19 protein-coding genes and 2 tRNA genes are annotated in these 20625 nt (G+C 69.4%); 8 read left to right on the top strand and 13 right to left on the bottom strand.

The window, feature by feature from the left end:
• Window positions 1-241: 241 nt before the first annotated feature.
• A complete protein-coding gene (locus AC3RXY_RS04055) occupies window positions 242-373 on the bottom strand; it encodes a hypothetical protein (RefSeq protein ID WP_491509622.1) in 132 nt (43 codons plus the stop codon).
• Between the two features lie 29 nt (window positions 374-402).
• Window positions 403-804 carry an OsmC family protein gene (locus tag AC3RXY_RS04050; protein WP_491509621.1) on the bottom strand — a complete coding sequence of 134 codons (402 nt, stop codon included), beginning with the start codon at window positions 802-804 and terminating at the stop codon, window positions 403-405.
• 77 nt (window positions 805-881) lie between these two features.
• On the opposite strand from AC3RXY_RS04050, the gene AC3RXY_RS04045 reads away from it, so the two are divergent.
• The 3 genes from AC3RXY_RS04045 to AC3RXY_RS04035 all read left to right on the top strand — a co-directional run bounded on the left by AC3RXY_RS04045 (window position 882) and on the right by AC3RXY_RS04035 (window position 3215).
• On the top strand, window positions 882-1631 hold the full coding sequence (locus AC3RXY_RS04045; protein WP_491509620.1) for a methionine ABC transporter ATP-binding protein: 750 nt from the start codon (window positions 882-884) through the stop codon (window positions 1629-1631).
• Window positions 1628-2299, top strand: a complete 672-nt coding sequence (locus tag AC3RXY_RS04040; RefSeq protein ID WP_491509619.1) for a methionine ABC transporter permease — start codon at window positions 1628-1630, stop codon at window positions 2297-2299. The genes AC3RXY_RS04045 and AC3RXY_RS04040 overlap by 4 nt, the downstream gene beginning before the upstream one ends.
• A gap of 64 nt (window positions 2300-2363) precedes the next feature.
• Window positions 2364-3215, top strand: coding sequence for a MetQ/NlpA family ABC transporter substrate-binding protein (locus tag AC3RXY_RS04035; protein ID WP_491509618.1), 852 nt, complete (start codon window positions 2364-2366; stop codon window positions 3213-3215).
• Window positions 3216-3419: 204 nt separating this feature from the next.
• Here the strand turns inward: AC3RXY_RS04035 and AC3RXY_RS04030 are convergent, their stop codons facing one another.
• The 4 genes from AC3RXY_RS04030 to AC3RXY_RS04015 are packed head-to-tail and all read right to left on the bottom strand — an operon-like array spanning window position 3420 to window position 8388.
• Window positions 3420-4970 (bottom strand): ATP-binding cassette domain-containing protein, encoded by a 1551-nt coding sequence (locus AC3RXY_RS04030; protein WP_491509617.1) that lies wholly within the window; start codon window positions 4968-4970, stop codon window positions 3420-3422.
• Complete coding sequence (locus tag AC3RXY_RS04025; RefSeq protein ID WP_491509616.1) at window positions 4967-5779, bottom strand: ABC transporter permease; 813 nt, start codon at window positions 5777-5779, stop codon at window positions 4967-4969. Before AC3RXY_RS04025 ends, AC3RXY_RS04030 begins: the two co-directional genes overlap by 4 nt.
• On the bottom strand, window positions 5776-6747 hold the full coding sequence (locus AC3RXY_RS04020; RefSeq protein WP_491509615.1) for an ABC transporter permease: 972 nt from the start codon (window positions 6745-6747) through the stop codon (window positions 5776-5778). The genes AC3RXY_RS04025 and AC3RXY_RS04020 overlap by 4 nt, the downstream gene beginning before the upstream one ends.
• A 21-nt stretch (window positions 6748-6768) precedes the next feature.
• Complete coding sequence (locus tag AC3RXY_RS04015; RefSeq protein WP_491509614.1) at window positions 6769-8388, bottom strand: ABC transporter substrate-binding protein; 1620 nt, start codon at window positions 8386-8388, stop codon at window positions 6769-6771.
• Window positions 8389-8756: 368 nt separating this feature from the next.
• Here AC3RXY_RS04015 and valS point away from each other — a divergent pair, with 368 nt between their 5' ends.
• The 4 genes from valS (at window position 8757) to AC3RXY_RS03995 (ending at window position 14515) form a co-directional block, all read left to right on the top strand.
• The gene (gene valS, locus AC3RXY_RS04010) at window positions 8757-11330 is read left to right on the top strand and encodes a valine--tRNA ligase (protein WP_491509613.1); all 2574 of its coding nucleotides are present in this window, start codon (window positions 8757-8759) and stop codon (window positions 11328-11330) included.
• The gene (locus AC3RXY_RS04005; RefSeq protein ID WP_491509612.1) at window positions 11330-11557 is read left to right on the top strand and encodes a hypothetical protein; all 228 of its coding nucleotides are present in this window, start codon (window positions 11330-11332) and stop codon (window positions 11555-11557) included. The genes valS and AC3RXY_RS04005 overlap by 1 nt, the downstream gene beginning before the upstream one ends.
• Window positions 11554-12381 carry a glycosyltransferase family 2 protein gene (locus tag AC3RXY_RS04000; RefSeq protein ID WP_491509611.1) on the top strand — a complete coding sequence of 276 codons (828 nt, stop codon included), beginning with the start codon at window positions 11554-11556 and terminating at the stop codon, window positions 12379-12381. The genes AC3RXY_RS04005 and AC3RXY_RS04000 overlap by 4 nt, the downstream gene beginning before the upstream one ends.
• A 76-nt stretch (window positions 12382-12457) precedes the next feature.
• A complete protein-coding gene (locus tag AC3RXY_RS03995) occupies window positions 12458-14515 on the top strand; it encodes a M3 family metallopeptidase (protein WP_491509610.1) in 2058 nt (685 codons plus the stop codon).
• A 62-nt stretch (window positions 14516-14577) separates the two neighbouring features.
• Here the strand turns inward: AC3RXY_RS03995 and AC3RXY_RS03990 are convergent, their stop codons facing one another.
• From AC3RXY_RS03990 to AC3RXY_RS03960, 7 genes are all read right to left on the bottom strand, one after another.
• Window positions 14578-15174, bottom strand: coding sequence for a dihydrofolate reductase family protein (locus AC3RXY_RS03990; protein WP_491509609.1), 597 nt, complete (start codon window positions 15172-15174; stop codon window positions 14578-14580).
• 110 nt (window positions 15175-15284) lie between these two features.
• Window positions 15285-16553, bottom strand: coding sequence for an ATP-dependent Clp protease ATP-binding subunit ClpX (gene clpX, locus AC3RXY_RS03985; protein WP_491509608.1), 1269 nt, complete (start codon window positions 16551-16553; stop codon window positions 15285-15287).
• A 107-nt stretch (window positions 16554-16660) separates the two neighbouring features.
• Window positions 16661-17323: a deoxyribose-phosphate aldolase gene (gene deoC / locus AC3RXY_RS03980; RefSeq protein WP_491509607.1), complete on the bottom strand. Its 663-nt coding sequence runs from the start codon at window positions 17321-17323 to the stop codon at window positions 16661-16663.
• A gap of 93 nt (window positions 17324-17416) precedes the next feature.
• The gene (locus AC3RXY_RS03975) at window positions 17417-18061 is read right to left on the bottom strand and encodes an ATP-dependent Clp protease proteolytic subunit (RefSeq protein ID WP_491509606.1); all 645 of its coding nucleotides are present in this window, start codon (window positions 18059-18061) and stop codon (window positions 17417-17419) included.
• 18 nt (window positions 18062-18079) lie between these two features.
• The gene (locus tag AC3RXY_RS03970) at window positions 18080-18670 is read right to left on the bottom strand and encodes an ATP-dependent Clp protease proteolytic subunit (RefSeq protein ID WP_491509605.1); all 591 of its coding nucleotides are present in this window, start codon (window positions 18668-18670) and stop codon (window positions 18080-18082) included.
• A 155-nt stretch (window positions 18671-18825) separates the two neighbouring features.
• Window positions 18826-20253 (bottom strand): trigger factor, encoded by a 1428-nt coding sequence (gene tig / locus AC3RXY_RS03965; protein ID WP_491509604.1) that lies wholly within the window; start codon window positions 20251-20253, stop codon window positions 18826-18828.
• 62 nt (window positions 20254-20315) lie between these two features.
• Window positions 20316-20392, bottom strand: a tRNA-Pro gene (locus AC3RXY_RS03960).
• 122 nt (window positions 20393-20514) lie between these two features.
• On the opposite strand from AC3RXY_RS03960, the gene AC3RXY_RS03955 reads away from it, so the two are divergent.
• Window positions 20515-20588: transfer RNA gene (locus AC3RXY_RS03955), tRNA-Gly, on the top strand.
• Window positions 20589-20625: the final 37 nt, after the last annotated feature.

Here is a 20625-nt window from a genome sequence, read left to right as displayed (position 1 = left end):
CACCCCGCCTGCCTGCTCCCCGTGCGAGGATCAGACCACTCTCACTGCGGCTGTGACGGGCCTGCCCCGTTCGGCTCTACTGACGGTCTCCCGCGTTATTCCGAATGCTCCCCGGTGATAGCCGGATCGATGCGTGTGCGCACAATTCTACGCCCTCCCCCCGCTCTCGTCCCCGAGCCCGTTCGCAGATGCCGGTCTCGAGACCGACCTCCGGCCGCGCCTGCGCTGGCTGCGCGTGCCGCTACGGATCCCGATCTGGCTCCTCGGACACCGCGTTGAGGCGCTGATCGGCGACCGGCTGGTTCTCCAGATCGACGGCGGCCACCGCGTCGGGGCGCATTCGCAGATGGCCGACGACTGGCCGGTCGTGCAACACCTCATCATGCGCGCGTCAGCGCCCGGTCAGTCCTGCCAGGACTCGGTGCGCACCGCCACGGTGGACGCGCCGTGCAGCAGCCGGGACACCGGGCAGCGGGCGTGCGCGGATGTGGCCAGCGCGACGACCTCCTCCTCCAGCAGGCCACGGGCCGAAAGGACCGCCGTGACGTGGAACTCATAGCCGGCGCGGCGCTCGGCGTCAGCCAGCTCGACCTCCACCCGCACGCGCGTCTCCGCCGCCGTGAGGACACCGGCGGTCGCGTTGAGACACGTGGCCCAGGCGAAGGCGAGGAGCTGCTCAGGATTGGTGGTGTCCGGCGCCTCCGCGTCACGGAGCGGATTGGACACGCGCACGTCGAGGCCGCCGGGCACCATGCTGCGGGTCTCGGTGAGGCTGACAGCGCTGGTTCGGTACCGGACGGACATCCCGCCACTATATTTGAATCTGGTCCAAGAATCCTTGGTCGTCATCCCTGTCTCATCCCACGCAGAATCCGGTACGCATGTCCCTCGCCTCCGATACGGTCGTCGAGCTCATCGGCGCCACGCAGCGCTACGGACCCGCCGGGACAGCGCCCGCGCTCGATGGCGTCGATCTGCGCATCGACGCGGGAGAGATCTTCGGCATCATCGGCGAGAGCGGAGCGGGCAAATCCACCCTCCTCGACCTCGTGATCGGAGCGCATACCCCCACCGCCGGCGCGGTGCACGTGCTCGGTCATGCGATCGAGCGATGCACGCCGACGGAGCTCCGGGCCGTGCGCCGCCAGATCGGGGTGGTGTTCCAGGGGGTCCATCTGCTGAGCAACCGGACCGTGGCGCACAACGTCGCCGTGCCGCTTCGCCTGGCCGGCATCCGCGACAGCTCTGCCGTTGACGAGATGCTCCGCTTCGTGGGGCTCGCCGGACATGCCGGGCGCTTTCCCGCACAGCTGAGCGGCGGACAGCGGCAGCGGGTCGGCCTGGCCCGTGCGCTCGTCACTCGGCCGCGGCTGCTCCTGTGCGACGAGCCGACATCCGCGCTCGACGCCGTGACGACAGACGAGGTGCTGCATCTGCTGCGCGATGCGCGCGATCGATTCGGCACGACCGTGGTGATCGTGACCCACGACCTCGACGTCGTACGCGCGGTCTGCGATCGTGTCGCGCTCTTCGAGCACGGGCGCCTGCGGGAGGTGCTGGCGGTCACCAACCGCCCGCCTGCGGAAGAGGGCACCTACCTCGAGCGGGCGAAGCGGCGGCTCACCTCGTGAGCTGGCTCGATGAGGCGCTCGCCGGCCGCGGGGACGACCTTCTCGAGGCCCTGGCCGAGACGGGCTACATGCTGGGCGTGTCCCTCGGCGCCGCGATCCTGATCGGTCTCCCTCTGGGCATGCTCGTCTCCCTCACCCGTCCGGGCGGGCTCGCACAGAATCGCGCGGTGTGGTTCATCGGCGAGATGTACATCAATGTGATCCGCTCGTTCCCGTTCCTGCTCTTCGTCGTCTTCCTGATCCCGCTCACCCGCGCTGTGTACGGCACGAGCTTCGGCACGCCCGCGGCGACCTTCTCGCTGTGCTTCGTCGCCGTCGCGATCTACGCGCGTCTGGTCGAGCAGATCCTCCGAGAGATCGACCCCGGCATTCCGCGCGCCGCGCAGACGATGGGTGCGACCCTGCCCCAGGTGATGACGCGATTCCTCCTGCCCGAGGCTGCGCCGGGGCTGGTCTACGCCCTGACCTCGGCGAGCATCAGCCTGATCTCCTACTCCACGGTGCTCGGCGTGGTGGGCGGCGGCGGCATCGGCGACTTCGCGATGCGCTACGGCTACCAGGAGTACAACGACCGCCTGATGTACATCACCATCGCGGTGATCCTCGGATTCGTCCTGCTGATCCAGACCATCGGTCGGCGCGCATCCGAACGACTCGATCACCGCTGACCCAGACCTGCCCCGTCCACCAGGCCCCCAGACACGGGCCGACACCCATGCAAGGAGCATTCCCATGACCGCACGTCGACCCTCTTCCCGCTTCCTCGGTGCAGCAGGGGCGCTGCTTGCCGCCGCCCTGGTGATGACCGGCTGCGCGGCGAACACCCCGGCCGAGACACCCGGCGCGGAGAGCCCCGCTGCGTCTCCGGCGGAGGTCACGACGCTGCGCGTCGCCGCCGTCACCTCCCCGATGACCGATATCGTCGAGGCCGCCGGCGCGGCGATCGACCCGGCCTATGCGATCGAGCTGGTCGAGGTCGCCGACTACGTCACCGTGAACCGCATGCTGGCCGATGGCGACGTCGACGCCAACTTCGCCCAGCATGAGCCGTTCATGACGGAGTTCAACGCCAAGAACGGTGCTGACCTCACCGCGGTGCAGCCGATCTACAACTTCGTCATCGCGTTCTACTCCCGGTCCCTCGACGACATCGCCGACCTCCCCACCGGGGCGACCGTGGCGATCCCCGACGACGCGTCGAACACCGGCCGGGCGCTCAAGCTGCTCGATGCGGAGGGGATCATCGGCCTCGACCCGGCGGTCGACCCCTATGCGGCGACCGTCGACGACATCGTCGACAACCCGAAGTCGCTGACGTTCCAGCAGGTGTCGATCATGCAGCTCAACACGGCCTACGACGAGGCCGATCTTGTCTTCCAGTGGCCGTCGCACATCGCCGCTCTCGGCCTGACCCCCGCAGACGACGGACTGATCACTGAGTTGGACGACCGGTTCGCTCTGCAGCTGGTCGTGCCGGGGGCCGAGGCGGACGCGGATTCGACGAAGGCTCTCATCGCCGCCTTCACCAGCGACGGCGTGCGCGACCTCATCGCGGGGAACCCGGCGATCGAGGCCGCGTTCTGACCGTTCCCCCCTGAGTCGCCCGCCCGACCGCCGAAACCCAACTCAGGCAGAATCCGCCCCGGACCCCGGAAACGTCCGTTCCGGCGGCTCCGGCTGCGGATCTGCCTGAGTTGGGTTTCGGCCGGCCGGGCGTACGCCCGCGGCGTCGACCGCGGCCGGCGGAGGTCGGACGCCTCAGGCGCTGACGGAGCGCCCGGCCGGAGGTCACAGCGCCGAGGCCGCCAGCAGTTCCCGGGTGAACGGATCCTGTGGATCGTCGAACACCGCCGCCACCGACCCGTGCTCGACGATCCGCGCATCCTTCATGACGATCACATCGTCGGCGACCGCTGCGATCACCCCGAGGTCATGCGAGATCAGGAGAAGGGTGAGCGCTCGCTCACCGCGCACGCGCGCCAGGAGGTCGAGGATGCGCTCGCGCACGGTGGGGTCGAGAGCGGAGACCGGCTCGTCGAGCACGAGCACCGCCGGATCGGCGGCGAGGGCGCGCGCGATCGCCACGCGCTGACGCTGCCCGCCGGAGAGCTGCGCGGGTCGTCGGGCGGCGAGCGCAGGATCGAGCTCGACCTCACGGAGCAGTGCGGCGACGCGACCCGCCCGTGCCGCGCGCGGCACCCCGCCGGCCTCCAGCGCCTCCCGCAGCGACCGGTCGATGGTCCACCGCGGATCCAGCGCGCCGAGCGGGTTCTGGTGCACCAGCTGGACCCGCTGCGGCGGCACGTCGATCTCCAGACGGCCGGAGTCCGGACGCTCCACACCGACGATCAGGCGCGCCAGCGTGGTCTTCCCCGAGCCCGATTCGCCGACGATGCCGAGGGTGCGGCCCCGACGCACCAGGAACGAGGCGTCCTGCACAGCCGGGCGGTCGAAGCCCTTCGACACGCGCTCAGCGCGGATCAGCACATCGGCGGCGGGCTGCTCCCCCGGGGCAGACGCTGCCTCCGCCACCGGCGATGCCAACGGGACGGACGCGAGCGGCGCGACACGACGCCGCGGCCGAGCCGCCCCCACCAGCGCCGCGGTGCCGGCATCCACGGGCGAGGCGAGGATCTGCTCGGTCGGCCCCTGCTCGACCACGCGGCCGTCGCGCATCACCAGCACCCGGTCCGCGACGCGCCGGACTGCCCCGAGGTCGTGGCTGATCAAGACGACCGCGGTCCCGGCGTCCACGATCTCGCGCAGCAGGCGGAGGATGTGCGCCTGCACGGTCGCGTCGAGCGCCGTGGTCGGCTCGTCTGCCACCAAGACCGCCGGGCCGCCCGCCAGGGCAGCGGCGATGAGCGCGCGCTGACGCAGCCCGCCCGAGAGCTCGTGCGGACGCTGGCGGGCTCGCCGCTCCGGCTCCGGCATCGCCACCCGTGTCAGCAGCTCCGCCACCCGCGCGCGTCGCTGGGCGCGTGGCAGCCGATCGTGGATGATGAGGGGCTCCGCCACCTCCGCCCCGATCCGGCGCAGCGGATCGAGGGAGACCAGGGCGTCCTGCGAGACGAGGGCGATGCGGTCACCGCGCAGGGCGCGCCAGCCCCGTTCGGAGAGGCCCCGGGCATCGGCGCCATCGATGATCAGCGTCTCAGCGACGACGCGCGCCCCCTCGGGAGCGAGCCCGAGCAGGGCACGGGCGGTCAGCGACTTCCCTGCCCCGGACTCCCCCACGATCGCCAGGCACTCGCCCGGTTCGACACGCAGGCTCACGCCGTCGACGACCGGCGTGCCGTCGATCAGCACCCGGAGCCCGGCGACGTCGATCGCGCTCATGAGGTGCGTCCCTCCAGGTGTGCCCGCAGCTGGCGCCCGGCGATCGTCGCGGAGATGACCGTGAGCGTGATGGCCGCGCCAGGGAAGACCGAGATCCACCAGGCGTTGGCGAGGACGTTGCGCCCCCCGGCGAGCATGACGCCCCATTCCGGCGTCGGCTCGCTCACCCCGAGCCCGAGGAAGCCGAGCCCCGATGCGGCGAGGATCGCCGAACCGATGCCGATCGTGGCGAGCACGCTCAGCGAGCCGAGCACCCCGGGCACCACGTGCCGGAGGAACGCGCGGGGTGCGGACACGCCCAGGATGCGCGCGGCCTCGACGTGCTCCGCGCGTCGCAGACCGCGCGTCTGGGTTCTCGCAAGGCGGATGTACACCGGCACTGCGGCGAGGGTCACGCCGATCGCGATGTTCGTCGGTCCGGGTCCGAGGATCGCGACCACGACGAGCGCGACGAGGAACTCCGGGAACGCCAGCAGGATGTCGGTCAACCGCAGCGCGGCCGCATCGATGGCCCGGGGCGCTGCTCCCGCGAGGGATCCGATCACGAGCCCGGCGGAGACAGCGAGCAGAGTGGCGAGCACCCCGATGCCGATCGAACGGCCGGCCCCGTGCACGACGCGGGTATAGACGTCCCGGCCGCTCTGGTCCGTCCCGAAGGGGTGCGTCGCACTCGGCGGAGCCAGGGTCTGGGTGAGGTCGGTGCGCAACGGGTCCCCGGCGGCGAGCAGTCCCGGAGCAAGCGCCGCTACCGCCACGACGGCGAGGATGACCAGGGCCGCCCCCAGCAGGACGCGACGGAGCGCGCTCATTCTGCGACCTCGCGCGCGGCGCGGGGCGCCGCCCGGTCGGCCAGCCGCGGATCGAGCAGCGGCAGAACGAGCTCGACGAGCGTGTTGACGACGACGAAGACCAGCGCACTGAGCAGGATCACGCCGGACACCACGGGGAGATCACGATCGGTGATCGCCGAGAGCGTCACGCGGCCGATCCCGGGGCGCGCGAACACGGTCTCCACCAGGACCGCCCCGCCGAGAAGGGAGCCCACCAGGTATGCCGCCAACGTCATCGCGGGCCCCGCGCCGTGGCGCAGCGTGTGGTGCAGGAGAAGACGCCGGGGCCCCGCCCCCCGCGCCCGGACGGTGAGGGCGAAGGGCATTCGCTCCGCCGCCTCGATGCCGTCGCGCAGCACCTGGCCGAGGAGGGCCGCCACCGGGAGGGCGAGGGTGACGGCGGGCAGGACGATCGTGGCGGGGTTGCGCGAACCGGCCACCGGGAACCATCCGAGGCCGAAGGCGAAGACGCTCAGCAGCACCAGACCGACCCAGAACACCGGCGATGAGAGGATCACGAGCTCGACCGCGGCGACGACGCCGCGCGACACCCGTCCCCGCGCCAGCAGCGCGGCGGCCAGAGCCAGCACGACCGCCAGCAGCAGTGCGAGAGCGGACAGCTGCAGCGTGGCGCCCAGCTGTCTTCCGACCACGTCGGCCACCGGCATCCGCAGCTGGTAGGACGTGCCCAGATCCCCCTGCAGCAGCTGGCCGAGGTACGTCAGATACTGCACTCCCAGCGGCTGGTCGAGCCCCAGGTCCGCTCGGATCCCGTCCTTGACCGCTTCGCTCACGCGGGCATGCGGGCCGAGCATCACGCTCACCGGGTCGCCGGGGATGATCCGCAACGCGAAGAACGCCAAGGTCGCTGCTCCCCACAGCACCACGACGACCGACAGCGCGATGCGCGCGATCACGGGGATCGCGCGCATCAACGGCGCCGGCACCTGGTCTGCTCCGCGCAGCGGTCAGTCGACCGATGCGCCGGCGAAGAGCGGTCGGCCGTAGAGGTCGTAGGTGAGACCGTGGACGCGCTCGGAGACCGCGGTGATCAGCGAGGGACTGTAGAGCGGCACGATCGCGTTGTGCGCGGCATTCCACTGCTGCACCTCGCGGTAGGCGTCGAGACGATCGCCGACGTCGCTCAGCGCGACGGCCTTCTCCAGCAGAGTGTCGAGGTCGGGGTCGCTCACCTGGGAGGCGTTCTGGAAGCCGTCGGTGTGCAGGTGGGACCGCAGCAGGTCGGGGTCGACGCCGGAGAAGCCCCAGTCGGTGAGATCGAAGGTCTTCGGCCCGTACTGCTCGTTGTACGCGCCGGGCTCGAGGATCTCCCGCTGGATCTCGAACCCCACCTCGGCCAGGTCCGACTGGATGGCGTTGCCCAGGGCCGCACGGTCGTCGGGGACCGGGGTCCACGCGATCCAGCGCGCCGTGAGGCGCTCGCCGTTCTTGGTCCGGATGCCGTCGGCGTCGCGCTGCGTCCACCCCGCTTCGTCGAGGAGCGCGTTGGCGGCATCCTGGTCGAACGGCCAGGTGCCTTCGAGGGCGGCGTCGTAGCCGGGGGTGGTCGAGCCGAGGATGCTCCACGCCCGCGGGAACTGCCCGTAGAAGATGGTCTCCACGGCGGTATCGATGTCGATCGCCCGGGAGAACGCCTCCCGCACCTTCTGATCGGCGAAGACACCGTGCTTCTCGTTCAGGTACAGCGCGTAGGGCAGCCCGGGGTACTCGACCGACGCGATGGTGAGGTTTTCGGGGAGGTCGGCGATCACGTTCGGGGGCAGCTGGGACGCGACATCGGCCTCTCCCGAGGCGATCACGCTGGCGCGCACCGACGCCTCCGGAAGCAGCTCGACGCGCAGCGTGTCGATCGCCGGGGCGCCCTGTCCGTTCGGACCCCAGGTGTAGTCGTCATTGCGGCTGTAGACGATCTCGCGGTCTGGGGTGTACTCGGTGAGGACGAACGGACCGGTGCCGACGTTGATGTCGGGGCCGCCGGCCGCAAGCAGATCGGCGCTGCTGGCCAGCACCGCGGGCGAGTAGAAGCCCAGCTGGGCCGTGCTGGCGGCCTGGAGGAACGGCGCATAGGGCTGCGAGAAACGCACCTGAACGGTGTGCGCGTCGATCACCTCGGTGCCGCTGTAGAACTCGCCGCCGAGCATGCTCGCGGCCTGGGCCGACGCGGTCTCGGGGTCGACGATGCGGTCGAAGTTCGCTTTCACGGCCGCTGCGTCGAAGGGCTCGCCATCGTGGAAGGTCACGTCCTCCCGCAGCTCGAACGTGTAGACGGTGCTGTCGTCGGACACTGTCCAGGCGCGCGCGAGCCAGGGCGAGAACGAGCCGTCCGCCTCCTGGAACACGAGCGAGTCGAGCACGTTGCGCTGGACCATCGCCGACACATCGAGCTGGCTGGTCTGGGGATCCATGTGGCTGGACGAGAGGTTGGCTCCCTCGATCGCCCAGACGATCTCGCCGCCCGCCGGAGCGGCGTCTTGCACGGGTTTCTCCTCAGCCGGGGTGGAACAGGCGCTCAGCGCAAGCGCGGCGGCGAGGACGGCGGCGACGGCGAACCGGCGTGATGCGGCCATGGAGATACCTCTCACTGGGGATGGGAACACCCCATCCTATGGTGTTGGACAGCGTCCAGAATCCTTCGCGCCCCGGGCCTCACTGTGCTCACTCCGCCGAGTCACCAGGGTTTTCAGGTCCGGGCCGGAGGCCCGGACCTGAAAACCCTGGTGACTCGGCACGCGCGCAGCGCGCGGGAACGCGCGGACGTCACGCTCGAAGGAGAGCCAACTCAGGACGAATCGACGCAGATGCCCGGAGAAGGGGGTTTCGGGGGCGTAGCCGCCCCTTTCTCCTGAGTTGGGGAACGACACCCACGGGTAGACTGGCCGAGATTCCACACTCAGGCACGCTCACACGGTGCCGCATACATCGCGAGGAGACCTCCATGACGATCCCTGACAAGCCCGCACTCGAAGGTCTCGAAGCGAAGTGGGATGCCGCCTGGGCCGAGCAGGGCACCTACCTGTTCGACCGGGCCCGCGCCGCCCAGGTCGGCCGCGCGGGGATCTTCTCGATCGACACCCCGCCGCCGACGGCTTCCGGTTCGCTGCACATCGGTCATGTGTTCTCTTTCACGCACACCGACCTGAAGGCGCGCTTCGAGCGCATGCGCGGCAACACCGTGTTCTACCCGATGGGCTGGGACGACAACGGCCTTCCCACAGAGCGCCGGGTTCAGAACTACTACGGCGTGCGCTGCGATCCCTCGCTGCCGTACGATCCGGACTTCACGCCCCCCTTCGAGGGCGGCGACAACAAGTCGAGCCGCGCCGCAGACCAGCAGCCGATCAGCCGACGGAACTTCATCGAGCTGTGCGAGCGCCTCACCGTCGAGGACGAGAAGAAGTTCGAGGAGGTCTTCCGACAGCTCGGGCTCAGCGTCGACTGGACCCAGACCTACCGCACGATCTCGGACGAGACGATCCGGCAGAGCCAGATCGCCTTCCTGCGCAACCTCGAGCGCGGTGAGGCCTACCAGTCGCTCGCGCCGACGCTGTGGGACGTCGACTTCCGCTCGGCGATCGCGCAGGCGGAGCTCGAGGATCGTGACCAGCAGGCGTCGTTCCACCGTCTCGCGTTCCCCCGCACTGACGGCACCGGCGACATTCAGATCGAGACCACCCGGCCCGAGCTGCTCGCGGCGTGCGTCGCGCTCGTCGCCCACCCCGACGACGAGCGCTATCAGGCGTCCTTCGGCACCACGGTGCGCACCCCGCTGTTCGACGTCGAGGTGCCCGTGCTCGCCCATCATCTCGCCCAGCCGGACAAGGGCTCCGGCATCGCGATGATCTGCACCTTCGGCGACGTGACCGACATCGTGTGGTGGCGTGAGCTCGATCTCCCCAACCGCACGATCCTCGGCCAGGACGGTCGCGTGATCGCCGATGCTCCCGATGCGATCGTCTCCGACGGCGGCCGGGCCGCTTATGACGAGATCGCCGGGAAGACCGTGTTCAGCGCCCGCAAGCGCGTCGTCGAGCTGCTGGAGGAGTCCGGCGCGCTGGTGTCGGTGTCCCCGCCCTTCCAGCACGCGGTGAAGTTCTTCGAGAAGGGCGACCGGCCGCTCGAGATCGTCTCGACCCGCCAGTGGTACATCCGCAACGGCGCGCGCGACACCGACCTGCGTGCCGCGCTGATCGCGAAGGGCGCGGAGCTCAACTGGCACCCCGAGTTCATGCGGGTGCGCTACGAGAACTGGGTCGGCGGACTCACCGGCGACTGGCTCGTGTCGCGCCAGCGATTCTTCGGTGTTCCGATCCCGGTCTGGTACGCGCTCGACGAGAACGGCGAGCGCGACTACGACCGCGTGATCGTGCCGGAGGCCGCGCAGCTGCCGGTCGACCCGACCAGCGACGTGCCCGCCGGTTACATCGCTGAACAGCGCGGGATCCCGGGCGGCTTCGAGGCGGAGAGCGACATCCTCGACACCTGGGCGACCTCCTCGCTCACGCCGCAGCTGGCCGGTGGCTGGCAGCGCGATGAGGAGCTGTGGGCGCTGGTGGCACCATTCGACCTGCGCCCGCAGGGTCAGGACATCATCCGGACGTGGCTGTTCTCCACGATGCTGCGCTCGGTTCTCGAAGACGACCGCTCCCCGTGGCGGGATGCCGCGATCTCCGGGTTCATCGTCGACCCTGACCGCAAGAAGATGTCGAAGTCGAAGGGCAACGTCGTCACCCCGGCGGACATCCTCGACAAGCACGGAACCGACGCGGTGCGTTACTGGGCCGCATCGAGCCGGCTCGGCGCCGATGCCGCATTCGACCCGCAGAATCCCACGCAGGTGAAGATCGGCCGGCGCCTGGCGATCAAGGTGCTCAACGCCGCGAAGTTCGTGCTGTCCTTCCCCGTTCCCGAAGACGCCGAGATCACGCATGCGCTTGACGCGAGCATGCTGGCGACCCTGGACGGGGTCGTGACGGCCGCGACCGCGGCCTTCGAAACGTACGAGCACGCCAAGGCCCTGGAGATCACCGAGGCCTTCTTCTGGACCTTCTGCGACGACTACCTCGAGCTCGTCAAGGAGCGCGCCTACGACCGAAGCGATGCAGGGCAGGCCTCGGCGGCGCTGGCGCTGCGCACCGCGCTGTCCGCGCTGCTGCGACTGCTGGCGCCGGTTCTCGCCTTCGCCGCAGAAGAGGCCTGGTCCTGGTTCGAGGATGGTTCTGTGCACACCGCTGCCTGGCCGGTGCCGCGTGGCTCCGCGGGCGACCCTGAGGTGCTCGCGACCGCCAGCGCCGCTCTGATCGGCATCCGCCGCGCGAAGACCGAGGCGAAGGCCTCGCAGAAGACCCCGGTCGCCCGCGCTGTGATCGCGGCCCCCGCCGCGCAGCGCGCGGCTCTCGAGGCTGCCGCAGACGACCTGCGCGCGGTCGGCCGGATCGCCGAGCTCGTGCTCACCGAGGGCGACGAGCTCACCGTCACCGAGATCGTCCTGGCTCCGGCCGAGGACGCCTGATGCAACTGGGCACCCGCTGGGCCGCCGGGGCTGAACCGCCCCGGTCTGTCCCGGCGGTGCTGCGTCCTGCGATCGCGGAGCGGGAGGCGGCGCTCGACGCCGCCGGCTCCGCCTGGACCCTTACCTGGCTGGAGGGGCGGCCGATCGCCGAGCTCGACGTCGGCTGGGAGGTCGGCGTCGACGCTGACGGAAGCGTCTTCGCCCGGCCCTTCGAAGACGACGCATGACAGAGGCGCCCAGCGTTTCGATCGTCATCCCGGCCTACAACGAGGAGACGATGATCGCTCGCTGTCTGCGCGCGGCACTCGCCCAGACGGTCCCGGCGCACGAGATCATCGTCGTCGACAACCGGTCGACCGATGCGACCCGCGACGAGGTGCGCTCGGTTCAGGTGGCGCACCCTGGCGCCCCGATCATTTTGCTGCGGCAGGACGCCGAGCAGGGACTGATCCCCACCCGCAACCTCGGGCTCGACAGCGCGACCGGAGAGGTCGTGGGCAGGATCGATGCAGACACTCTCCTCGAGCCCGGCTGGGTCGCCGCTGTCCAGGAGGTCTTCACCGACCCGGCGGTCGACGCCGCCACAGGGCCGGTGCTCTACCACGACATGCCGTGGCGGAGGTTCGGGCAGAAAGCGGATGACGCGCTGCGCCGCGCGGTGATCCGCATCACCCACGAGTTCCGCCTGCTCTTCGGCAGCAACATGGCCCTGCGCACCTCGGCCTGGCGCGACCTGCGCACGTGCGTGTGCCGCGACGACGCGGATGAGATGCACGAGGACATCGACATCTCGATCCACCTGCACCGCGCCGGCCGCCTGATCTCCTATTCGTCCCAGATGGTCGCCGGTATGTCTGCCCGGCGCCTGGACGACTCCCCGCGCGAGTACTTCGACTATGTGATGCGCTTCGAGCGCACCTACCGCGCCCACGACATCACCGGGGTCGCCGTTCGGGCCCCGATGGCGATCTTCCTGTCGATCTATCCGGCTCTGAAGGTCGTGCGCGAGACCGAGGTCCGCCGCGCCGCGAACCGCGATACCCCGCTCTGACCCCATCGGGACCCGCTGCGCTGCGGATCGCGGTGGACCACGCGCCGGCTCTCGCGGGCCGCCTAGGCTGGGTCGCATGACGGATCCCGCGGTCACCCCCCTGCTCTCCCCCAGCACGCTCCCGTACGGTCTTCCCGATTACCGCCTCATCCGGCCGGAGCACTACCTGCCCGCGTTCGAGGAAGCCTTCGCCGCACACCGCGCGGAGGTCGCGGCGATCGCGAACAACCCCGAGGACCCGACGTTCGAGAACACCGTCCTTGCCCTGGAGAGGGCGGGTGAGCTGCTCGAGCGTGTGTCGAACACCTTCGCGACGGTGTCCTACGCCGACGCGACCCCGCCGATCCAGGAGGTCGAGGAGGCCCTCGCGCCGCAGTTGTCCGCCCACCGGGACGCCGTCCTCTTCGATCCGGCACTGTACGGCCGGCTCGACGCCCTGCACGCCCGGATCGACGAGCTCGATCTCGACGCGGAGAGCCGGTATCTGCTCGAACGTCGGCATCGCGAGGCGACGCACGCGGGGGCCGGCCTCGACGATGCCGCGAAGCAGCGCCTCACCCGGCTCAACCAGCGCCTCTCCCGATTGATCACGCTCTTCGAGCAGAAGCTCCTGGCGGACACCAATGAGCTCGCCGTGGTCTTCGACGACCCCGCTGAGCTGGACGGCCTCACCGCTGGTGAGCTCTCCGCCGCCGCGCGAAGCGCCGCCGAGCGGGGGTTGGACGGACGCTACCTTGTCACGCTCACGCTGTTCACGGGCCACCCGTATCTGTCCGCGCTCACGCGGCGTGAGAGCCGGCGGCGGTTGCTGGCGGCCTCCCGCGCACGGGGCTCGCGCGGCGGTGAGCACGATACCCGCGCGGTGCTGCGGGAGATCGTCCGGCTGCGCGCTGAGCGTGCCGAACTCCTCGGACACCCCACGCACGCGGCATACATCACCAGCGACGAGACAGCCGGTTCCCCGGCTGCCGTGCACGACCTGCTGCGCCGCCTTGCTGCACCGGCGGCAGCCAATGCCCGACGAGAGCAGGCCGCTCTGCAGGCGGTGATCGACGCCGAGGCAGAGCCCTTCCCCCTTGAGGCGCACGACTGGGCGTTCTATACCGAACGCGTACGCGCCGCCGAGTACGCCATCGACCGCGCAGCACTGCGTCCGTGGTTCGAGGCCGAGCGGGTGTTGCAGGACGGCGTGTTCCGTGCTGCCACGGAACTGTACGGCATCACCTTCGTCGAACGCCCTGAGCTGCCCGGCTACCACCCCGATGTCCGGGTCTTCGAGGTGTTCGAGGAGAACGGTGATCCTCTCGGCCTCTATCTTCTGGACCTCTACACGCGGGACAGCAAGCGCGGCGGAGCATGGATGAACGCGATCGTCTCGCAGTCGCGGCTGAGGCGCACGCAACCGGTCGTCGTCAACAACCTGAACGTGTCTCGGCCGGCTCCCGGGACCCCGACGCTTCTGACGCTCGATGAGGTGACCACGCTCTTCCACGAGTTCGGGCACGCGCTGCACGGGCTCTTCGCGGAAGTGACGTATCCGCATTTCGCAGGAACCGCGGTGTTCCGCGACTTCGTCGAGTTCCCCAGCCAGGTCAACGAGATGTGGATCCTCTGGCCGGAGATCCTGACCGCCTACGCACGCCACGTCGACACCGATGCCCCGCTTCCGGCGGATGTCGTCGATCGGCTGCGGGCGTCGGAGACGTTCGACCAGGGCTTCGCGACGAGCGAGTATCTCGCCGCGTCCTGGCTGGACCAGGCCTGGCACTCGCTCTCGGCCACGGAGGCAGCGGAGGAGATCGACGTCGACGCCTTCGAGGAGGCGGCGCTGGCCGAGGTCGGGCTCGACAACCCGGCCGTGCCGACGCGCTATTCGACGGCCTACTTCGCGCACATCTTCTCCAGCGGGTACGGTGCGGCATACTACGCCTATATCTGGAGCGAAGTGCTCGACGCCGACACCGTGGAATGGTTCCGCGAGAACGGCGGCCTCACCCGTGCGAACGGGGAACGCTTCCGCCGCCGTCTCCTCGGCGTCGGCGGATCCCAGGACCCGCTCGAGGCTTACCGTGACTTCCGGGGACGCGACGCGGAGATCGCCCCGTTGCTCGCGCGCAGAGGCCTCGACACCTGATTCCCCCGAACGCGGATCACCCTGGCCGCCGGACGCGGCCCGCGCGCACGGCCGCGACGGAGCTACGCGGCGACATCAGCGGCCGCGCCCGGCGCAGGTCCGCTCTTTGTCGATACCGCGTAGACCACTCGTGCGAACTGGCCGACAGCACGGGCTGACACGAGCCGCAGCCGATCGGCGCCGATCCGTCGCGGAAGAAGCGGCACCCCCGCGGCCAGCACAACCGGGGCGAGCGAAATGGCGACCTCGTCGAGAGCTCCGGCATCGGCAAACTGCCCGACGAGCTCGCCGCCCCCGACGATCCAGACGTCACGGCCCGCCGCGGCCGCGCGGATGTCCGGAAGTGCATCCGCCACCGCTCCACGGACGAATCGCACATCCGCTCCGGCCGGAACCGGCAGGTCGCGCGTCGTGAAGACGAAGGTGGGGCGATCAGCGGAGATCTCGGCCCAGCGATCTGGATGCGCCAGCGCACCGGTCTCCCGCAGCATCCACTCATAGGTGGTCGATCCTTCGACCATCACTCCCGCGTTCTGCGGCAGAAGCGACGGGTCGGGCTCGGCACCGCCCTCCACGGCGAACAGCCAGTCCAGCGAATGGTGCTCATCGGCGATCCGGCCGTCGAGGGATGAGGCGGTGTCGAACAGGAAACGCGTCATGTGTCGCAGGCTACGCCGAGCCTCCGACATCCTCGCGCATGCGAACGGCGGCACCGTTCGGCGCCCGCGGTGAACGAGTCGACCGGCGCGGGACGCCGAGCGGGGTTCCCCTAGGCGCTGCGTCGTTTCCGAGCGAGCACGACCGTGGGCGGGGCGCCCTCCTCGACGGCCGCGCGCGTGACGACCACGCCGGTGACATCCGGCGTCGACGGGATCTCGAACATGATCGGACCGAGCACGTCTTCGAGGATCGCCCGCAGCCCGCGGGCACCGGTCTTGCGCGCCACCGCGAGATCGGCGATCGCGCGCAGCGCGTCCTCCTCGAAATCGAGTTCGACGCCGTCGATCTCGAACATCCGCTGATACTGCTTCACGAGCGCGTTCCGGGGCCCGGTGAGGATGTCGACGAGGGCGTCCTGGTCGAGCGGCGACACCGAGGCCACGACCGGCAGCCGCCCGATGAACTCCGGGATGAGGCCGAACTTGTGCAGGTCCTCCGGCAAGACCTCAGCGAAGAGATCGAGGTCCTTGTTCTTGTCGTGAAGCGGTGCTCCGAAGCCGACGCCGTGCTTGCCGACGCGGGCCGAGATGATCTCTTCCAGTCCGGCGAAGGCTCCCGCGACGATGAACAGCACATTCGTCGTGTCGATCTGCAGGAACTCCTGGTGCGGATGCTTCCGTCCCCCCTGGGGCGGTACGGAGGCGACCGTGCCCTCGAGGATCTTCAGCAGCGCCTGCTGCACGCCCTCGCCGGAGACATCCCGGGTGATCGAGGGGTTCTCGGCCTTCCGCGCGATCTTGTCGACCTCGTCGATGTAGATGATGCCGGTCTCGGCGCGCTTCACGTCGTAGTCGGCAGCCTGGATGAGTTTGAGCAGGATGTTCTCGACATCCTCGCCCACATAGCCGGCCTCGGTGAGCGCGGTGGCATCGGCCACCGCGAACGGCACGTTGAGGCGCTTCGCCAGAGTCTGCGCCAGGTAGGTCTTGCCGCAGCCGGTCGGGCCGAGGAGCAGGATGTTGCTCTTGGCGATCTCGACCTCCTCGGCCTTCTGCTCGGCCGGCTGAAGGGCGCTACGGGCGCGGACGCGCTTGTAATGGTTGTACACCGCGACCGCGAGGGAACGCTTGGCGGGCTCCTGGCCGACCACGTACTCCTCCAGGAACGAGAAGATCTCCCGCGGGGTGGGAAGCTCGAACTCCTCGCCCTCCGTCGCCGTGGACTCCGCCATGCGCTCGGCGATGATCTCGTTGCAGAGCTCGACGCATTCGTCGCAGATGTAGACGCCGGGACCGGCGATGAGTTGCTGCACCTGCTTCTGGCTCTTGCCGCAGAAGGAGCACTTGAACAGATCGGCGCTCTCACCGATTCGGGCCATGGTCGTCCTCCTTGCAGACGTCTCCTGGAACCGAGCCTAACCGCACCCTCTGACAGCGACGCGGATCGCCACGTCCGACTTTCGCCGTGCGGCGCACAGCGTCACCGTCAGTATCCGCCGGCGGCCGGTCCGCCCGCGAGAAGCGCCCGGCTCCCCGAGACGCCCAGGCGGGTGGCACCCGCGGCGACCATCGCCTCGGCGGCCTCCCGGGTGCGGATCCCGCCGGACGCCTTCACCTCGAGGCGGTCGCCGACGGTCTGCTTCATGAGCTCGACCGCATGAACGGTCGCTCCGCCGGCGGGGTGGAAACCCGTCGACGTCTTGACGAAATCGGCTCCCGCGGCCTCGGCGGCACGACAGACCGCGACGATCGCATCGTCGGGCAGCGCCGCGGACTCGATGATGACCTTGAGCACGGTCGGCGCCGGCACGGCGTCACGCACGGCTCGGATGTCGTCCTCCACGGCGCGGTAGTCCCCTGCGATGGCCGCGCCGACGTCGATCACCATGTCGACCTCGTCCGCCCCTTCCGCCACGGCCGTGCGCGCCTCGAGCGCCTTGACCGCCGAGTGATGCTTGCCACTCGGGAATCCGGCGACCACGGCGAGCTTCAGACCATCGGGAAGAGTCAGCGGGAGCATCGAGGGCGAGACGCACACACTGTAGACGCCGAGTTCGGCGGCCTCGGCGACGAGGGCATCGACATCGGCGCGCGTGGCCTCGGGCTTGAGCAACGTGTGGTCGATCATGCGGGCGAGATCGGCGGTCATGAGTCCTCCTGGAGGAAGGTTTCGCACGGGGACGGCGGGACGGGGGCGATGACGGCGGGAGCGGAAACCGCCGCTCCCGCCGTCGTCAGGCTGTCAGCCCTGGCGCTTGCGTGTGGTGAGCACCTGGTCGACGATCCCGTACTCCAGCGCCTCCTGCGCGGAGAGGATCTTGTCGCGATCGATGTCGCGATTGACCTGCTCGACCGGCTTGCCGGTGTGGCGCGCCATGGTCTCTTCGAGCCAGGTGCGCATGCGCAGGATCTCAGCCGCCTGGATCTCGATGTCGGACGCCTGGCCGTGACCGGCCTCGCCCATCGCCGGCTGATGCATCAGCACCCGGGCATTGGGGAGCGCCAGACGCTTGCCGGGGCTGCCCGCAGCAAGCAGCACGGAAGCCGCGGAGGCCGCCTGACCGAGCACGACGGTCTGGATCTGCGGCGCGACGTACTGCATGGTGTCGTAGATCGCGGTCATCGCCGTGAACGAGCCACCGGGCGAGTTGATGTACATCGTGATGTCGCGCTCGGCGTCCTGGCTCTCCAGCACGAGCAGCTGCGCCATCACATCGTCGGCCGAGGCGTCGTCCACCTGAACACCCAGGAAGATCACGCGATCCTCGAAGAGCTTGTTGTAGGGGTCCTGGCGCTTGAAGCCGTAGGCGGTGCGCTCCTCGAACTGCGGAAGGATGTACCGGCTGGAGGGCAGGGAACCTGCCGCACGGAAGGTGGGTGTGTACATGTGCTCTTCTCTCCTGCCTTACTTCGCCGCGGTTCCGCCGCCGCCGGAGACGTCGCTCGCGTGCTCACGGATGTGATCGACGAAGCCGTACTCGAGCGCCTGCTCTGCGGTGAACCACCGGTCGCGGTCACCGTCCTCGTTGATCTGCTCGACGGACTTGCCGGTCTGAGCGGCGGTGATCTCCGCGAGGCGGTTCTTCATCGACACGATCAGCTGGGCCTGGGTCTGGATGTCGCTCGAGGTCCCGCCGAAGCCGCCGTGCGGCTGGTGGAGCAGCACGCGTGCGTTCGGGGTGATGTAGCGCTTGCCCTTGGTGCCGCTGGTGAGCAGCAGCTGACCCATCGAGGCCGCCATGCCGATCCCGACGGTGACGATGTCGTTCGGCACGAACTGCATCGTGTCGTAGATCGCCATTCCTGCGGTGATCGATCCGCCCGGAGAGTTGATGTAGAGATAGATGTCCTTCTCCGGGTCCTCCGCGGCGAGAAGAAGGATCTTCGCGCAGATCTCATTGGCGTTCTCGTCCCGCACCTCTGAGCCGAGCCAGATGATGCGGTCCTTGAGCAGCCGGTCGAAGACACTCGTCGCGACGAGGGGTTCTGCAGCCATGTGAGCTCCTGTTCCGATGTTCGGTGATTCGAATCTACCGGCGCGCCGGCCGGCGACTCCCCGTGTTCGCCCTCGGCATAGCGCGCGGCGAGGGCGTCGCGCGCAGACACGAGAAGGGGCGGATGCCGTTCGGCATCCGCCCCTTCTCGATTGGCTCACTCGACCGCGTCGGCGTCCGCTGCCTTCTTGGGCTTGCGCGTGCGCTTGGGCTTCTCCTCGGTGGGCGCCTCGTCCGCCGAGGCCTCCTCGACGGCGGGCTCCTCGGCCGGAGCCTGCTCCGCGGCGTCTTCCTCAGCGGCGTCCTCGGCGAGGCCCAGGACCTCGGTGAGATCGACGGCCTTGCCGTTGCTGTCGACGACGGCCACCTTGCTCAGTGCGATCGCGACCGCCTTGTTGCGGGCGACCTCACCGGCGAGCGAGGGCAGCTGGTTGCTCGACTGCACCGCCTGCAGGAAGTCCTGCGGGGAGAGTCCGTACTGCGCGGCGGTCTGGATGAGGAACTGGGTGAACTCCTCCTGCGAGACCTGCACGTCGGTGTTCTCGGCGATCGTGTCCAGCAGGACCTGCACGCGGAACTGACGCTCGGTGGCGAGGGTCACCTCGGCGCGGTGCTCGTCGTCCTCCAGACGCCCCTCGCCCTCGAGGTGGCTGTGCACCTCGTCCTCGACCAGCTGCGGCGGCACGGGGATGTCGACCTTCTCCAGAAGCGTCTCCATGAGGCTGTCGCGCGCGGCGTTGGCCTGCCCGATGAGGGCCTGCTGCTCGACGCGCTCGCGGAGGCTGTCGCGCAGCTCAGCGATCGTGTCGAACTCGCTGGCCATCTGGGCGAAGTCGTCGTCGGCCTCGGGCAGCTCTCGCTCCTTGACGCCGGTGACCTTCACCGAGACCTCGGCGTCCTCGCCTGCGTGGTCACCGCCGACCAGCGTGGAGGTGAAGGTGGTGTCCTCGCCCGCGGTGAGGGAGTCGACCGCCTCGTCGATGCCGGCGAGCAGCTCGCCGGACCCGATCTCGTAGGACACGCCCTCGGCGCGATCGATCTCGTTGCCGTCGATGGTCGCGACGAGGTCGAGCTCGACGAAGTCGCCGGTCTTGGCCGGGCGGTCCACCGGGATCAGGGTGCCGAAGCGGGCACGCAGCCGGTCGAGCTCGGCGTCCAGCGCCGCCTCGTCCGCCTCGGCAGCGTCGACCGTGACGGTGATGCCGTCGAGCTCCGGCATCGGGATCTCGGGGCGGACATCCACCTCGATGTCCACGAGCAGGTCGCCCGAGAAGTCCTTCTCGTCGGGCCACTGGGTGATGTCGGCGGTCGGGCGGCCGATCACGCGCAGCTTGTGCTCGGCGACCGCCTCGCGGAAGAACTCGTCGAGGCCCTCGTTCGCGGCGTGCTCGATGACCGCGCCACGACCGATGCGCTGGTCGATGATGGGCGGCGGAACCTTGCCCTTGCGGAAGCCGGGGATCTGCACGTCCTGAGCGATGTGCTCGTAGGCGTGCTCGATGCTGGGCTTGAGGTCCTCAGGGGTGACCGTGATCGTGAGCTTGACCCGCGTCGGGTTCAGCTGCTCGACGGTGCTGTTCGCCATACTGCTGTGTTCTCCTTGTGGTTGTCCGGCCGGAAACTTCCGGACCGCAAGACGTAGGGCCGTGGTCGGGGCGACAGGATTTGAACCTGCGACTTCCCGCTCCCAAAGCGGGTGCTCTACCAAACTGAGCTACGCCCCGGATCAGCCCGCACGCGGGAAGGCCCCCACGAGTCTAACGGACGTGAGCATCCCCGGCGGACATGAACATCGTCGACGTCCGCTATGCTTATCCGGTTGCCCCGCTTCCGCGGAGGCAGCCGCGGGGCAGTAGCTCAATGGTAGAGCCTCAGTCTTCCAAACTGATTACGCGGGTTCGATTCCCGTCTGCCCCTCCACCCTTCCCGCTCGCGACCGCCGTCCTGGCGCGTCCGG

This window comes from Microbacterium longlingense (assembly GCF_058349825.2).
The sequence above is the reverse complement of the archived record's forward strand: the minus strand, read 5'-3'. Positions and strand labels throughout refer to the sequence as shown.

What these genes read in the sequence shown, in the direction of transcription:
- valS (WP_491509613.1), top strand. Translation starts at nt 8,757, where the DNA reads ATGACGATCCCTGACAAGCCCGCACTCGAAGGTCTCGAAGCGAAGTGG.
- AC3RXY_RS03975 (WP_491509606.1), bottom strand. Translation starts at nt 18,061, where the DNA reads ATGTACACACCCACCTTCCGTGCGGCAGGTTCCCTGCCCTCCAGCCGG.
- tig (WP_491509604.1), bottom strand. Translation starts at nt 20,253, where the DNA reads ATGGCGAACAGCACCGTCGAGCAGCTGAACCCGACGCGGGTCAAGCTC.
- AC3RXY_RS03995 (WP_491509610.1), top strand. Translation starts at nt 12,458, where the DNA reads ATGACGGATCCCGCGGTCACCCCCCTGCTCTCCCCCAGCACGCTCCCG.
- clpX (WP_491509608.1), bottom strand. Translation starts at nt 16,553, where the DNA reads ATGGCCCGAATCGGTGAGAGCGCCGATCTGTTCAAGTGCTCCTTCTGC.
- AC3RXY_RS04035 (WP_491509618.1), top strand. Translation starts at nt 2,364, where the DNA reads ATGACCGCACGTCGACCCTCTTCCCGCTTCCTCGGTGCAGCAGGGGCG.
- AC3RXY_RS04000 (WP_491509611.1), top strand. Translation starts at nt 11,554, where the DNA reads ATGACAGAGGCGCCCAGCGTTTCGATCGTCATCCCGGCCTACAACGAG.
- AC3RXY_RS04025 (WP_491509616.1), bottom strand. Translation starts at nt 5,779, where the DNA reads ATGAGCGCGCTCCGTCGCGTCCTGCTGGGGGCGGCCCTGGTCATCCTC.
- AC3RXY_RS04030 (WP_491509617.1), bottom strand. Translation starts at nt 4,970, where the DNA reads ATGAGCGCGATCGACGTCGCCGGGCTCCGGGTGCTGATCGACGGCACG.
- AC3RXY_RS04045 (WP_491509620.1), top strand. Translation starts at nt 882, where the DNA reads ATGTCCCTCGCCTCCGATACGGTCGTCGAGCTCATCGGCGCCACGCAG.
- AC3RXY_RS04005 (WP_491509612.1), top strand. Translation starts at nt 11,330, where the DNA reads ATGCAACTGGGCACCCGCTGGGCCGCCGGGGCTGAACCGCCCCGGTCT.
- AC3RXY_RS03990 (WP_491509609.1), bottom strand. Translation starts at nt 15,174, where the DNA reads ATGACGCGTTTCCTGTTCGACACCGCCTCATCCCTCGACGGCCGGATC.
- AC3RXY_RS04050 (WP_491509621.1), bottom strand. Translation starts at nt 804, where the DNA reads ATGTCCGTCCGGTACCGAACCAGCGCTGTCAGCCTCACCGAGACCCGC.
- AC3RXY_RS04015 (WP_491509614.1), bottom strand. Translation starts at nt 8,388, where the DNA reads ATGGCCGCATCACGCCGGTTCGCCGTCGCCGCCGTCCTCGCCGCCGCG.
- AC3RXY_RS03970 (WP_491509605.1), bottom strand. Translation starts at nt 18,670, where the DNA reads ATGGCTGCAGAACCCCTCGTCGCGACGAGTGTCTTCGACCGGCTGCTC.
- deoC (WP_491509607.1), bottom strand. Translation starts at nt 17,323, where the DNA reads ATGACCGCCGATCTCGCCCGCATGATCGACCACACGTTGCTCAAGCCC.